We start from the raw sequence: 15,037 nt of genomic DNA on the forward strand, positions 1-15,037 counted from the left end.
TTAGCGACGAGCAGTGCGTGCTTACGATCGGCAAGTACGGCAACACGAGCTCGGCGTCGATCCCGATGGCAATAAATGACGCTTACGAGAGCGGCAGGCTCAAAAACGGCTCGCTTATGCTTTTGGATGCGTTCGGTGGCGGCTTTACGTGGGGCAGCGCGCTTTTGAAATTTGGCGGTAATAGCACAAACTAGCGCTTTTTAAATTTTATTATCTTTGAATTTCGCCATATTTAAGAGTTAAAATTCCAAGCTTATTTACAAAACTAATTTCAAATTTATATTTATTCCGAGTTAGGTTTCAAAATTTTAAAATGAAGCGTTTGCGATTGAAAGCATATTATAATCTTGCGCAGTTAACATATCGGCTTCTGCGTGAGATAGTAAAACGACGTTAGTCTTAGGTCTGCTGCTTTTTGGCGGCGGGCTTTTAGAATATAAAAGAAATCAAATATGCGATAGCTTAAATGGGCGTTAATTTCAGCCGATTCTGCATTAACGGCTTTTAATTAGCTGCAAAGCTCGGCAAGTATTTTTACAGCGGTGTATGTGGATCTTTTGAGCGACCTACACATAGGCTGTAGAATAAAATTCAAATACCAAAACGCTCACAACAGCAAGTATCAAATTGCCTTAGATTTGAAATTTAGCATAAACGCTGATAAATTTAAATCAAATACTACGAATGGAAAAATAAAGGACGCTATGCCATGAGCGAAGAGGCGTCGTATCTCTAAATATCTATAGGGTATAAAGCCTCCAGGTATCTCTCGTTATCAATATATTATCTCTATATAGATAGCAGCGAGCCAGAGGGCGCAGCCACGCTATAGCTGCAGACTGAAGCGGTCAATGCGTTTAGTTTTAGCGCGAAAGCTACAGCGGTTTATAGGTTTTGATGGTAGGTCTAGCTCAATGCCATTGCAAGCATTGAAAAATTTTAGCACGAAATATCATCTTGCAGTTATGGATGACAGTTATTAAAGCATATTATTGGGGCAATTTTTTATAAATTTTAAGTTCAAATTCCATTCGGATAAAATTTCGATTTATTTTTCAGAAATCGATCTAAAATTATTTAAAATTCCTCCGTTAATTTGGACTATCTAGAGTGTTGTTCGTGTGCCCAGTTTAAAATTTTAAATAACGTAAAATCCCAAATTCTCGTGCTTAAGGATAATTTTTCTGATCTCTTTTAGTAAGCCGAGCGAGGCTTCGATTTCGACGCGGCGGGTGCTGACACTCTCGACGTTTGCGCCCACGCTCACCCCTTTTGCGAGGGCGTATTTATAGATGAAATCAAACATCTCTGCGCACAGTGCTGTTGAACTTTGCAAGATATCGACGCTGCTTTGCAGTCGCTGCTGCAGAAAATCTGGCACCGAGATGCCAAGCCATTTCATAAACTCAAGCGTCTTTAGGCTGCCGCACGGCGTGAAAGTAAAGATTATCGGCACCTTTTTGCACTCCAAAGCGGCGTAATCGTCGATGAAATCTTTGGCATTTTGCACATTATAAACCGCCTGAGTGATAAAAAATTCGCACCCGTCCGCAGTCTTCTCCGCGATTTTTAGGTGCTCGTCGTGGCTCTTTTCATGGCGTTCAGGAATGCAGATGCCGCCTAGGCAAAGATGCGGCGCCACGAGTCGCTTGAGCTCATAGGCGCGGCTTAGATGCAGTTTGCATTCTTCGTTTTTAGAGCTCGCCCCCACGAAAACACCCAGCCCGCTTGCGGCATGCCTTAGAATCTCGCAAAATTCTGCCTCGTCGTATTTGCCTACCGCGCGATAGATGATCGCTTCTTTATCGGTGTGTAGATACTGCGTGTAATAGCGCGCAGGATCGATCGTATGCACAAAAGGGAAGGTCCGCTCATCTTTCGTGCGCGCGCTTTCGTCTTGTAGATCGTAGATGACGATGCCGTCACATTCGCATTCGCCTAGGCGTTGTGACCACGCCGTACCCAGGCGCTCGAGCTCGTCTTGAGAGGACGTGATTTTAGGCGGAACGATGCCATAGAGCAAAATTCCGCTTTTTCCGTTTCTAATTTTTTCTTTTAACACTTGCCATTCCTTGATTTTTCGCACATTTTAGCAAATTTAAATTTAAAAATTTAAATGATATAATGCCGCACAAATTGCAAATTTAAGGAACGCAATGAAAACGCTTCAAGAAAATTTAAAGCTTTTTTATCTGGGGCTCGAAAACAGCGAGCCGTTTTTGTATAAAAACAAGGATCTGACGACCCACGCGCTTATCATCGGAATGACCGGCAGCGGTAAAACGGGACTTGGCATCACGCTGCTAGAGGAAGCCGCGATCGATAATATCCCATCCATCATCATCGATCCGAAAGGCGATCTGACAAATTTAGCTCTTACCTTTCCGCAGATGAGGGCTGAGGATTTTGAGCCCTATATCGACGAGACCGAGGCGCAAAACAAAGGTCTTAGCGTGCGCGAGTACGCCGAGCAGACCGCAAATACTTGGCGCGAAGGGATCGAGGGCTCATATCAAGATCTGGCGCGAGTACAGCTTTTGAAAAACAGCGCCGATTTTAGAATTTATACGCCCAAATCAAGCGCAGGGCTTGGGATCAGCCTACTAAGCGACTTTGAAGCGCCGAAAGGCTTAAACGAAGAGGATTTGAATAACTATATCGGCGGTATCGCCACTAGCGTGCTAAGCCTCGCAGGGATCGGCAGCGATAATCTCAGCTCGCCGGAATTTTTACTAATCAGCCAAATTTTGTCTTATCATTTCGGTAGGGGCGAGGGGGTGAGCGTAGTGGATCTCATCGCGCAGATCGGCAACCCGCCATTCGATAAAATCGGCGTTTTCGACGTTAATACCTTTTTTCCGAGCGATAAGCGAATGGCGCTTGCGATGAAGATTAACGCGCTCATCGCAAGCCCGAGCTTTAAGCTTTGGTGCGAGGGCGAGCGGCTAAATATCGCTAAGATGCTCTTTGATGAAAACGGCAGGGCGAGAGCGAATATATTTTCCATCGCGCATCTAAACGACGATGAGAGGATGTTTTTCGTCACGCTACTTTTGGGCGAGATGATCAAATGGATGCGCACCACCAGCGGCACTAGCTCGCTACGCGCAGTACTTTATATGGATGAAATTTACGGCTTTTTTCCGCCAAACGGCAATCCGCCGAGCAAAACCCCGATGCTTACGCTGCTAAAGCAGGCTCGCGCTTTCGGTCTTGGTTGCGTTCTATCGACGCAAAACCCGGTCGATCTCGATTATAAGGGGCTTAGCAACATCGGTACGTGGTTTATCGGGCGCTTGCAGACTGCGCAGGATAAGGAGCGCGTCATCAGCGGCTTAAGCGGCATCGGCTCAAATCCTATCGATAAAAGCGTGCTGATGGAGAAAATTTCAAACCTTAAAAAGCGAAATTTTTTGGTAAAAAACATCAACGAGGACGTGCTGCGAGTGATCGAGACGCGCTTTGCGCTAAGCTATCTAAAGGGTCCTTTAAGCAACGAGCAAATTTCAAATTTAATGAAAGACAAAAAGGCTGAAATTTCGTCCGTGTCGGGCGCCGCGCAAGGCGTCAAATCCGCCGGCGCCGCCAAACCCGTAGTTTCTGCTGAAATTTCACAGCTTTACAGCTACGGCGCGAGCCTTGAGCTAAGCCCGTATCTTTATGCAAGCGCAAAGATACGATTTTGCGACAAGGGAGTCGATTTTACGCAGCAGCGCTCCTTTTTGCTTTCGCTTTCGGACGTAAGCGAAATAGATTGGGGCGAGGCCAGCACGCGAGAAGTTGCAAATTTAAGCGGACAGGAGCAGGCAGGCTCGCTCTACGGCGCGCTCCCTAGCTTCATCGCGGGCGCAAAAAATTTAAATGCTCAGCTTAAAAGCTTTAAGGAGTGGCTATACCGCAACGAAAAGTTAGAACTTTTTAGCGCGCTTGATCTGCTCTCAAAACCGGGCGAGAGTAGGGAGGAGTTTTTCGTGCGCCTAGGCGATAAAGCGAACGAAATTTTAGAAGCCAAAACCGACGAGATCACAGCTAAATTTGAAAAGGAAAAGGCGCGCCTTGAGGATAAAATTTCGCGCGCTAGCGAAAAATACGAGAAGGAAAAGGGTGATGTGCTAAGTCGCGGGGTGGATGCGGCGCTAAACATAGGTGGAGCGATCTTGGGCGCGTTTTTAGGCCGCTCGCGCAACGCCGGCAACATTTCCAAAGCGATCAGCGGCGCAAAGAGCGCGCATAAAATTTTAAATGAACGAAGCGAAGCCAAAAACGCCGAAAATAGCCTAAGCGCGCTGCAAGAGGAGCTGGAGGTGCTTACGCAGAAATTTGAAGCTGAAGTGGACGCGCTAAAACAGAGCCTGGATCTAAAAAATATTAAACTCGAAACGAAAGAAATTTCGCCGAAGAAAACCGACATCTACGACGAGAAAATTTCGCTACTTTGGAAGAGTTAAAGGGAGAATTTTATGGATAAACTTAGTGAAATTTTAAATATCATATACGCCGCTCTCTGCGATCCTAGCTCAAAATATTTTCTAGGAGATGAGCATGGAATTCTAGGAAGCGGAATTCTTGGAATTTTATATAGGACATTTACGGCGCCGAATTTTTGGTGCTACTTTGCTGCGTATCTGATCGCTGCGATCCCCTTTGGGCTGCTGATCGGTAGATACCTAGGCGGCGTGGATATCAAAAGAGAGGGTAGTGGCTCCATAGGCGCTACCAACGTCCTTCGCGTCTTAAAAACTCGCGATCCGCAAAAAGCAAAAAAGCTCGCGATCCTCACGGTTGCCTGCGACGCGCTAAAGGGCGTCCTGCCGATACTGATCGCGCGGGCTTTAGGCTTTGATGAAAACGTGCTATGGAGCATGGCTGTCTTTGCAGTACTTGGGCATTGCTTCAGCCCGTATCTGAAATTTAACGGCGGCAAGGGCATTGCTACGGGAGCCGGAGTGCTTGCTTGCTTCATCCCTATCGAGCTTATCATCGCGCTTGCAGTTTGGTTTGTAGTCGGCAAGACGGTTAAAATTTCATCCGTAGCATCGCTTGCAGCGGCGCTCGCGCTAGTTATCGCAAGCTACGTGATCCATCCGCAGATGCCAGCGATCAACACTCATGCGCCGATCTTTCTGATAGTTTTCATCGTATTTTATAAACACGCGCCGAATATCGCCAGGCTACTTAAGGGCGAGGAAAAGCGCGTAGTATGATTAAAATTTTAATCGAAAAGCTGGAATTTGGCGCGATAATCGGGACGCTAGATTTTGAGCGCAAGCGCGAGCAGCGCGTGTGGGTGTGGGCGAAGCTCGGAGCGGAGGAATTTATCGACTATGCGCGGGTTTGCGAATATATCAAAGCGGAGTTCCGCGATAAAAAATTTCGCCTCGTAGAGGACGCGCTAAAATACTTCGCGCAGGAGTTTCACTCAAAATTTCGATCGATGGATTATTTTTATATGAAAATTTTAAAGCCCGAAATTTTACAAGACGCGAGCGTCGGCGCAGAAATAGAGATAAAATTTTAAAATTTCTTTAAAAAATCTTGAAATTTTGCTTAAAATATGTTAAAATCGCCGCAAAATTTTAAGGCAAGGAAATTAAATGAGAATTTTAATAGTCGAGGACGAGGTGACTTTAAACAAGACGATAGCGGAGGGCTTGATGGAGTTCGGCTATCAGACGGATACTTCCGAGAGTTTTAAGGACGCAGAGTATTATATCGGCATTAGAAATTATGATTTGGTGCTAACCGATTGGATGCTAGCTGACGGCAACGGCATCGATCTCATCGCATTGGTTAAGCAAAAATCCGCGCGCACCTCCGTCGTCGTGCTATCTGCAAAAGACGATAAAGAAAGCGAGATCAAAGCGCTTCGCGCTGGCGCGGACGATTTTATCAAAAAACCTTTCGACTTTGATGTTTTAGTAGCACGCCTCGAGGCTAGACTTCGCTTTGGCGGCTCAAATATCATCAAAATCGACGATCTCATCATCGATCCGGATGAGGAAAAGATCACATATCTAGGTCAAGAGATCGAGCTTAAGGGCAAGCCGTTTGAGGTGCTAACTCACTTGGCGCGCCATAGCGATCAGATCGTCAGTAAAGAGCAGCTATTAGATGCCATCTGGGAGGAGCCTGAGCTCGTTACGCCAAACGTCATCGAAGTCGCGATCAATCAAATCCGCCAGAAAATGGATAAGCCTCTAAATATCTCTACGATCGAGACCGTTCGCAGACGCGGATATAGATTTTGCTTTCCACAAAAAGCCTAAGAGTCCGCTTTGTAATACAATTAGCATCCGCTTCGTTGATGCTAATTGTCATTTTTTCGGTAATGCTCTATAATTATATGAGAATTACTATCTTCGAAACTCCCGTTCAAAATTTAATCCAAAGAGCACAAAAAATCGTAGAGGTCTCCGTGCCGCCTGAGAAAATTTCATCTTTTTTACAAGACGCATCCGGTGAATACGAAAGCAAAATCATCGAAAACGAAAGTATCAATAAACCTAAATTTATCGAAAGCTCCGAGGATGGTAGGAGCTATTTACAGCTGCACTATCCCTACGACAAGGATAAAATTTTAAGCATCAAAGCAGACGTGAGCGTCTATGCAAACATCGTAAATCAAATACTCATCGACATCATTTTGGTAAATTTGACGATGATATTTTTGGTGGTGTTTTACGCGATGTTTCTTTCGCGCATGCTACTAATGCCGATTAAGCTGATCAGCCAAAGGCTCGCTTCGGTGGATGAAAAATTTCTAAAGCCGATCGACGCAGCGGAAATTCCAAGCGAATTTAGCCCGCTTTCAAACAGCATAAACCGCCTACTTGAGCGTATCGAGACTTTCATTTTGTATCAAAAAGAGCTTTTTATCGGTATCGCGCACGAGCTTAAAACTCCGCTAGCGGTGATGAAAACCAAAAACGAAGTTACCCTCATCAAGCCGCGCGAGAGCGAGAAATATATCGAGGCGCTTAAAAACAATAACGACTCGATCGATAGTATGAATAAGATGATCAGCTCCATCCTGGAGATAGGTCGGCAGGAGGGGGCGCAGTTTGAGGCGCCAGAGCAGACCGATATGATCGCGTATCTACGGGAGCTATGCGTGGGCTTTAAAATTTTAGCGCGTACGGCAGGCAAGGACTTGACGATGGATCTTAAGCCTGAACAGCTTGAAATTTTGGTGCAGAAAAGCCTCTTTATGCACGTGATTCAAAATTTTATCCAAAACGCCATAAAATTTTCTCCGGACGGCGAAAAGGTGCTGATCGAGAGCGAAATTTCGGACGGAAATTTCATAGTGCGGGTCGCAAACAAAGGCGAGCCGCTTAACGAAGAGATAGATTATTTCGCCCCTTTTAAGCGCTACGGCGGCAAACCGGGAGCCGGACTCGGGCTATTTTTAGCCAAAAATGCTGCTCAAGCGATGGGCGCGCAAGTAGATCTTAAAAACGACAAAGGGCGCTCGCTAATTGTCGCGATTTTCAAGCTTCCGCTAAAAAATTTAAGAAATAGCCCGAAATTCCGCTATTTTAAAACAAAATGAAGCTTTTTATGGTATAAACGCCATAAATTTTTTCGTAAGGTAAAATTATATGTCATTGTTGATTACAAAAGAATGCATCAGTTGCGACGCGTGCCGCGAGGAATGCCCTAATGAAGCGATTTTCGAGGATGAGCCGATATACATCATAGATGCCGATCGATGCTGCGAATGCGTCGAGGACTACTCTGAGCCCGCTTGCATCGTGGTTTGTCCCGTCGAGTGTATCATCACCGATCCCGATAATATCGAGACGGCGGACGAGCTGAAATACAAACACGTCCATATGGAAATTTAAATGCCCAAGCGCGTCGCCGTCATAGATCTGGGCTCAAATTCCGCCAGAGCCGTGATTTTCGAGCGCACTAGTAGGCTCGGATTTTTCATTTTGGCCGAGCACAAGATCAAGATCCGACTAGGCGAAGGCGCTTACGAAAACGGCGGAATTTTAACTTCCGAAGCGATGCAAAAATGCCTACTCGCATTTAAAAAATTTAAAACCCTCGTATGCAATTACAAGGCCAAGCGCGTACTTTGCATCGGTACATCCGCACTTCGCGATGCGCCGAACGGTACAGAGTTTATAAATCTCGTCCGCAAGCAAACGGGCATTACGATCCGCAAGATAGACGGGCAGACGGAGGCGTATTTGGGCGCTTATGCGGCGCAGAATTTGCTTAGCGACTTTTCCGAGGGCGTTACGCTGGACATCGGCGGCGGCTCGACCGAACTTGCTTACATAAAAAACGGCAGGATAGAAAATAAAATTTCTCTAAATTTAGGCACGGTGCGGCTAAAGGAGCTGTTTTTCGACCGCGGCGACACGAAGGGGCTGGAGAAATACATAAACAGCGCGATCTCGCAGCTCGGCGCCGAGTTTCGTACGCAAAATTTAATCGTAATGGGCGGCTCTGCGCGAGCGCTCTCCGGCGCCGTGATGAGCCTGCAAAACCATCCGCTAAAGATCGTGCATAATTTCAGCTACGATTATGAAAAATACGCGCCGTTTTTTGCCAAGCTGATGAGCGCAAAGACGCTTGATCTGGCGAAATTCCCGATCAAAAAGGACCGCTACGACACGATAAGAGAGGGCGCCATCATCTTTGATAAGATCGTAAGGCGCCTAGGGGCGAAAAAGATCATCACCAGCGGCGTGGGAGTGCGAGAAGGGGCGTTTTTAAGCTCGATTCTGCGCGGCGCAAACCTGCCTAGAGACTTTAATCCGAGCCTAAGAAGCCTTAAAGATCGCTTCGCTTCCGAGCCCAGCGAGGCTCCGAAGTTCGCAAAGGCGCTGTTTTGCGCGCTATCGCCGCTGCACGGCTTGGGCGAAAAATATATTAAAATTCTACAGACCGCGGCGTCGCTTTGCGAGATCGGGCGGGCGATCGGCTTTTATGCCAAGCACGAAACCAGCGCGGATATGGTGCTCGGCGGGCTGAACTACCGCACGACGCACAAAGAAAAGGCGCTCATAGCCGCGATCATCTCGATGCACGGCAAGCGCGAGCTGGGCGCTACGTTCGCGCCTTTGAGCGCGATTTTGCCCGATGCCGCCAAGCTTGCGTGGCTCAGCTATATTTTGGAGCTTGCACGCCTCCTAAGCGAAAATGCGCTAAAAAATTTAGAATTTAGCTTTGAAAACTCCACTCTTAAAATCTCCGGCGCCGATAATTTGATAATGCTTAAAGGAAGCCTTAAAAAGCTCTCAAAACCTGCGATTTTCGCCGTAAATTTCGTCTAAATTTAGTCTTAAATTTAACTACTTGCCCCGTATTTGCAGAGCTGCTTTAAATTTTATTTAGCCGCGTTGCGCCTCTTTGCGAAAATTTTAATCAAACGTGCGGGGATAAATTAGAGCGATATGCGGAATACTTGCAACGAGCGGGTTCGGGTTTTTATCTTTCGGTGAAATTTTAACGCCCGCCGCAGATTTTCTAGCTACGCTCATACACATAGCGGTTAAATTCCATGGTTTTTAAAATTTCGTTGTGCGGTTTGCAAGACCTCGCGGTGCTATCTGCGACTCTTGCGGCAAAATTTAAATTACGATTCGCATCGTGCGGCTGTATTTTGCGGACGGGCAAGCGGATTGTAAGGTGGCTAAACAGACGGGAAAGTAGGCAAGTGAACTTGGCGCAGGAGATACACGGGCGGTGCGGCGAAATTTAAAACATTTGCGCCGTGCGCGGTATCTTGCAAGCGACAAATCGTTTGATGACGCTTGCCAAATCGCGGTTGTGCGGCTAAATTTTATATCGTGCAAATTTATAACCAAGCGATAATCAAACGGCGTAGCAAAATTTAATTGAGTTAAATTTTAAATCGCTCAAATTTAAAACGGCGACGAGAAATCGCGCCGGAGCGAAGATATTCGGCTATCTGCGCAGCGTACTGGAATTTCGTGCAGCACTCCGGTAATTTGCGCAGCGTCATAGCGATACGCGCAGCGTCCCTGGGATCTATAGAAAGTGCCCTGCCTATCTACCTGCGTAGTACTTCGGGAATCGATCCGCAGAAAAGAGCCCCGACAATCCGTGCAATGACCGAGGCGATATGCAGAAGCGCCCGACGACGAGTGCGGCGTCCTGAGCAATCCGCAAATATCCTTTGCGCGAGCCCTAAAATCGCCCCAGAGCTTCTTTGACGTGATCCTCCGCCATATCGATATTCCACATCGGCTCAAAGACGAGATCAATCTCCACCTCGCCGACGCCATCCACGCTCTCGGCACCCGCGCGTACCCATTCCACCATCATTTCATGCAGAGGGCACGACTGAGTCGATAGCGTCATCGTGACTTTGGCGTTGTTCGCCTCATCTACCGCTACGTCGTAGATGAGCCCCAGCGACACGACGTCAAAGCCCACCTCAGGGTCCACCACGGCGCGAAGCGCGTCGTAAATTTGCTCCTTCGTTACTTTCATTTTTCCTCTCCGAATTTGATGTAGTTAAAGATATTTACGATGTTGATTAGCACCAAAATTATGCTTGCCGCTTGCAAGATCACCGCAGACGTTAGCGCTCCAAAGCCCGCGCACGCAAGCGCTAAGATGTTTGGCACGCAGGCTGCGTAGGCGATCTTTTTGATTATCATATCATCTAGCATAGGGATTTTGCGCTTGCCGACGAAGGGCGAGACGTAGTGGTACCAGATGAGAAAGGGTGCGATTTTATAAAGGTGCGCGACGATGAAGGCGAACAAAAAGCCGTATAGCAGCCAAAACGCCGCCGCATCCGCGCGACCTGCGAGCCAAAATGTCGCGCTAAATCCCAAGGCCGCTAGCGAGATATAGACGTTTAAATTCCAATAATCGATCGCTTTTCGCACGCGCCTGGCTAGGATATAGATCGCCTGAGCCGCAAAGCTCGCAACCGCAGCAAATGCGATGAAAATTCCAAAGTCTTTTAGCAAAAACGGCCCCGCGAGCAGATACAGCGCCAGCGAAGCTTTTGCCAGCGCGAAGCTTAGATCGTGCGCCAGGCTAAACATCGGCAGCAGCACGCACGCAGCGCCCACGATGACGAAAAATACAAAGCCCAGCACGAAGTATATGTGATAGGATAAAATTTCTGAAAAATATACTCCGAAAACCTCCACGCCGCTAAGCGCTAGCACGAGCGCAAAGCCAAGGCTGATCCCTACGGCTAAAAACGCAGCCGAGATCGCAAGCGCAACGGCGGGGAAGCTCCATTTGGGCGTGCCGATGAAGCTTAGTGCGTAGCAGATCGTAAAATAAAATATACTAAGCAGCAAAACGGCGCCGCCTGCGTGCATCAAAGGGATGCTTGAAAGCAGCAATCCCGCGCTTAGCAGCGCCACGCCCGCGCCGTAGGCGAGGAGATTTAAAAACGCAAATTTGACGGTGAAAAATTCCTTTTGGATAATGACCGAAGTAAGCTGATAGAGCGCTCCGATGATTATGCTGATTACGAAACCCAGCAAAAATACGTGAAAAAAGCTCGCCGTCTGCGGCGCCTGAATCGCGCCGAAATCGGCCCTTAAAAAGCTCGCCGCGCTTAGCAGCAAAAAGATAAAGCCGCAGATGAAATAGCCGCCTACGATGCGAAACGGCGGCGAAAAGGTCGTGATATTCATCTAAATTTTAAAGCCCTTTAGCCGTGGCACTTCGCGTCGGTATCGAAGCCCTCATTGACCGCGCCGGGCTTTAGGCTGATGGTGAGCTTGACCGCGTCGCCGTCCAGATCCTCGCGTGCAATGTCAAATTTAGACTCGATCTTTGGGATCAGCCCCATCGGGAATTTATGATTGACCATGACGACCTTTTTGGTTTCGTCTTTTACGAAATTTAGCGCCACCAGCGCATTTACCATCGGCTCGGGCGGGACGCATTTGCGCGAATCAAAGCCGATGTATTCCACGCCGCCTTGCGATTTTTTGTAAAATTTCACTGTAGCGCCCGCCGCGTCGAACTCCTGCCAGTCTGTGAAAAAATCCATACTTGATCCTTTTTTTAAAATTTCGCGCGATTATATAGCAAATTTTAAAATTTTGAAATGAGGCAGGTCAAGTCCTATTCGGAATTTGTAAATTTAGCCGAATTTTAATACACTACGCGTTAAAATTCTAAATCCGAGGACCATTATGCAGACCATCACGATCATTGATACGTTCGGCTTTTTTTTCAGGCTCTACTACGCTATGAGCGGGCTTAAGACCAAAGACGGCAAACCCAGCGGCATGGTGAGCGGATTTGCGAGCTTCATCGCAAATCTTTCGAAGGAATTTAAGAGCGATTATATAATTTTCGCTCTGGATAGCAAGGGCAAGACCTTCCGCTCGGATATCGATCCGAACTACAAAACCAACCGCCAAGCCCCGCCGCCCGCACTTTTGCAGCAGCTGCCGGTTTGCATCGAGATGATCGAAAAGATGGGGCTTTACTCGCTCGGACGCGAAGGCTACGAAGCGGACGATCTTATCGCAAGCGTCGTTAAAAAGCACGGCGCCACGCATAAAATCAACATCGTTACCTCCGACAAGGACCTGTATCAGCTCATCGGCGAAAACGTTAAAATTTACAGCCACGGCAAAAAGATGCTTTACGGCAGAGAGGAGTGCTTGCAGCGCTACGGCGTCTATCCCGAGCAGATCGTGGATTTTTTAGCGATCTGCGGCGACAGCGCCGATAATATCCCGGGCGTGCGGGGCATCGGCGACAAGGGAGCAAAGAAGCTTTTGGACGAGTGGGGCTCGCTTGATGGGATCTATTCAAATTTAGACCGCCTGCCGCAAAACAAACAGCGCGAGTATCTGATAGAGGGGAGACAGAGCGCCTACATAAGCAAGCGCCTGGCTACTCTTTACGACGAGCTGGAAATCCCGCCTTTAGAGGACGCGAAATTTCCGCAGCAAAATCCGCTTTTTAAAATCCGCGAAATTTTAAAAGATTACGCGCTAAACAGATTGCTGTCTGCGTTAAGCCTGCAGGAGCAGAATGGACTTGATCTTTGGAGCGAGGGCAAAAGTGCGGGCGCAAAAAGCTCCGTTTTGGGCGCGGGCGGGAAGGGCTTCGGCGCAGAGTCGTCTTGCGGCGGCTCTATCTTGGACGCTGCCGTAGGGGGGCTAGACGGGCAAAATTCCATCCCTAGCGGCTCCGCTTGCAGCGGGCAAAGCTGCGAGAGCGCTTTTAAAACGCCATTTGAGCCTATTTGCATTACCGATGCCGCGGAGCTTGCGAGGCTATGCGAGAGTATCGACGCAGAGACCTTGGTGAGCTTCGATACGGAAACCACTAGCGTCGATAGCAAGAACGCCAAAATAGTGGGCTTTTCGTTTGCGTTTAACGAGGAGCGCGCCTACTACGTCCCGCTCGCGCATAGCTATTTGGGCGCTCCGGCTCAAGTTTCTTTGGACGCCGCAAAGGCCGCGATCGGCTCGCTGTTTCGCGGATATGTCGTGGGGCAAAATTTAAAATACGATTTTGAGATCGCAAAAAATAATTTTAATATTGAGCCGCCTGCGCACTTTGCCGATACGATGGTGCTAGCGTGGCTGCTCGATCCCGCAAACGCCGTGGGGATGGACTCTATCTCGCCGCGGTATCTTGGGTATGAGACCGTGCATTTCGGAGATGTCGTTAAAAAGGGCGAAACCTTCGCCTCCGTGGAGCTGGACGCCGCTACGATCTATGCGAGCGAGGATGCGTGGGTGACGCTGAGGTTGTATTTTAAGCTCAAGCAGCTACTTGAGCCTGCGCTTTTTAAGCTCGCGCAGGAGCTTGAGTTTCCATTCGTGAGGGTGCTTTGGCAGATGCAAAGATGCGGCATCAAGATCGACGCGGAGATGATAAAGAGCCTAATCGGGCGCAACGAAAAGTCCCTACGGGCGCTCACCGATGAAATTTACGAGCTTTGCGGCGAGCAGTTTAACATCAACTCTCCCGCTCAGCTCGGCGCCGTGCTTTTCGAGCGGCTAGGACTTCCTGCGGCGAAGCGCACCAAGACGGGCTATAGCACCGACGAAAGCGTGCTAAAGGATCTTACGGCGCTGCATCCCGCGGTGGGTAAAATTTTAGACTACCGCGAGCTGTTTAAGCTGCAAAGCACCTACTGCGAGCCGCTGCTGCAGCTTGCCTTAGTCGATCCGCAAAACCGCGTCAGATCGAATTTCTTGCAGACCGGCACGGCTACCGGGCGGCTAGCGAGCAAAAATCCGAACCTGCAAAATATTCCTGCGCGCGGCACGTTTGCGAAGGACGTACGGGACTGCTTCCTAGCAGACGAGGGCTACTCGCTGATCTCGCTTGATTACTCGCAGATCGAGCTGCGCCTGCTCGCGCACTTTTCGCGCGATCCTGCGCTTTTGGCGGCGTTTAGGGCGGATGAGGACATTCACGCGCGCACGGCGATCAGTATCTTCGGCGACGCGCAGCCCGCGCACCGCACAATCGCAAAGAGTATAAATTTCGGCCTCATCTACGGCATGGGCGCGGGCAAGCTAAGCGACAGCCTGGGCATCGCGCGCGCCGAGGCGAAGGGCTATATCGAGCGCTATTTCGCGGCGTTTTCTACGATCAAGGATTTTTTGCAAAGCATAAAATCGGACGCGAAAGCGGACGGCTACGTAAGCACGCTTTTTGGGCGCAGGCGCTACTTCGACTTCGCAAATGCGCGCAACAATATGGTCTATGCAAGCTACGAGCGCGAGGCGGTGAATACGAAATTTCAAGGCTCCGCCGCCGACATCATCAAAAAGGCGATGGTTGAGATTTCGCCGCTGCTAAATGGCGAGGCACGGCTGATATTGCAGATCCACGATGAGCTGATCTTCGAGGTGCGGGATGATTTGGCGCAGAGCTTCGGCGAGCGTGCGCAGGAGATAATGCAAAGCGCGGCGAGCCTGAACGTGCCGCTTAAGACGAGCCTAAATATCGCCAAGCGCTGGGGCGAGCTGAAGTAACTCCGCTAAATTTAAAACGCAGAGAAATTTTGCCCTGGATGATTAGTAAAAATTTCAGCGCGATTTAG

Annotated in this window: 13 protein-coding genes; 9 read left to right on the top strand and 4 right to left on the bottom strand. The window is 48.6% G+C overall.

Annotated features, from left to right (window positions below):
* A partial coding sequence (locus tag Q0117_RS02125) for a 3-oxoacyl-[acyl-carrier-protein] synthase III C-terminal domain-containing protein (protein WP_297921876.1) occupies nucleotides 1-194 on the top strand: 194 nt, incomplete at its 5' end.
* Between the two features lie 944 nt (nucleotides 195-1,138).
* Here the strand turns inward: Q0117_RS02125 and Q0117_RS02130 are convergent.
* Nucleotides 1,139-2,062: a methylenetetrahydrofolate reductase gene (locus Q0117_RS02130; protein ID WP_297921879.1), complete on the bottom strand. Its 924-nt coding sequence runs from the start codon at nucleotides 2,060-2,062 to the stop codon at nucleotides 1,139-1,141.
* A 94-nt stretch (nucleotides 2,063-2,156) separates the two neighbouring features.
* Between Q0117_RS02130 and Q0117_RS02135 the strand changes: the two genes are divergently transcribed.
* From Q0117_RS02135 to Q0117_RS02165, 7 genes are all read left to right on the top strand, one after another.
* Nucleotides 2,157-4,448 (top strand): DUF87 domain-containing protein, encoded by a 2,292-nt coding sequence (locus Q0117_RS02135; protein ID WP_297921882.1) that lies wholly within the window; start codon nucleotides 2,157-2,159, stop codon nucleotides 4,446-4,448.
* A gap of 12 nt (nucleotides 4,449-4,460) precedes the next feature.
* Nucleotides 4,461-5,204 carry a glycerol-3-phosphate 1-O-acyltransferase PlsY gene (gene plsY, locus Q0117_RS02140; protein ID WP_297921885.1) on the top strand — a complete coding sequence of 248 codons (744 nt, stop codon included), beginning with the start codon at nucleotides 4,461-4,463 and terminating at the stop codon, nucleotides 5,202-5,204.
* On the top strand, nucleotides 5,201-5,518 hold the full coding sequence (locus Q0117_RS02145) for a dihydroneopterin aldolase (RefSeq protein WP_297921888.1): 318 nt from the start codon (nucleotides 5,201-5,203) through the stop codon (nucleotides 5,516-5,518). The genes plsY and Q0117_RS02145 overlap by 4 nt, the downstream gene beginning before the upstream one ends.
* 76 nt (nucleotides 5,519-5,594) lie before the next feature.
* Nucleotides 5,595-6,266: a homeostatic response regulator transcription factor HsrA gene (hsrA, locus tag Q0117_RS02150; RefSeq protein ID WP_005871260.1), complete on the top strand. Its 672-nt coding sequence runs from the start codon at nucleotides 5,595-5,597 to the stop codon at nucleotides 6,264-6,266.
* Between the two features lie 38 nt (nucleotides 6,267-6,304).
* A complete protein-coding gene (locus Q0117_RS02155; RefSeq protein ID WP_297921891.1) occupies nucleotides 6,305-7,552 on the top strand; it encodes a HAMP domain-containing sensor histidine kinase in 1,248 nt (415 codons plus the stop codon).
* Between the two features lie 49 nt (nucleotides 7,553-7,601).
* Nucleotides 7,602-7,847, top strand: coding sequence for a YfhL family 4Fe-4S dicluster ferredoxin (locus tag Q0117_RS02160; protein ID WP_297917141.1), 246 nt, complete (start codon nucleotides 7,602-7,604; stop codon nucleotides 7,845-7,847).
* A complete protein-coding gene (locus Q0117_RS02165) occupies nucleotides 7,848-9,290 on the top strand; it encodes a Ppx/GppA phosphatase family protein (RefSeq protein WP_297921894.1) in 1,443 nt (480 codons plus the stop codon).
* A gap of 877 nt (nucleotides 9,291-10,167) precedes the next feature.
* Here the strand turns inward: Q0117_RS02165 and Q0117_RS02170 are convergent.
* The 3 genes from Q0117_RS02170 to Q0117_RS02180 are packed head-to-tail and all read right to left on the bottom strand — an operon-like array spanning nucleotide 10,168 to nucleotide 12,007.
* Entirely contained in the window at nucleotides 10,168-10,473 is a 306-nt protein-coding gene (locus tag Q0117_RS02170; protein WP_297921897.1) for a metal-sulfur cluster assembly factor, read from the bottom strand.
* The gene (locus tag Q0117_RS02175) at nucleotides 10,470-11,645 is read right to left on the bottom strand and encodes a peptidase M50 (RefSeq protein WP_297921900.1); all 1,176 of its coding nucleotides are present in this window, start codon (nucleotides 11,643-11,645) and stop codon (nucleotides 10,470-10,472) included. Before Q0117_RS02175 ends, Q0117_RS02170 begins: the two co-directional genes overlap by 4 nt.
* Before the next feature lie 17 nt (nucleotides 11,646-11,662).
* Complete coding sequence (locus Q0117_RS02180; protein WP_005871273.1) at nucleotides 11,663-12,007, bottom strand: hypothetical protein; 345 nt, start codon at nucleotides 12,005-12,007, stop codon at nucleotides 11,663-11,665.
* A gap of 145 nt (nucleotides 12,008-12,152) precedes the next feature.
* On the opposite strand from Q0117_RS02180, the gene polA reads away from it, so the two are divergent.
* A complete protein-coding gene (gene polA / locus Q0117_RS02185) occupies nucleotides 12,153-14,969 on the top strand; it encodes a DNA polymerase I (RefSeq protein ID WP_297921903.1) in 2,817 nt (938 codons plus the stop codon).
* Nucleotides 14,970-15,037 lie beyond the last annotated feature (68 nt).

It is taken from the genome of uncultured Campylobacter sp., assembly GCF_937997535.1.
GTDB lineage: Bacteria > Campylobacterota > Campylobacteria > Campylobacterales > Campylobacteraceae > Campylobacter_B.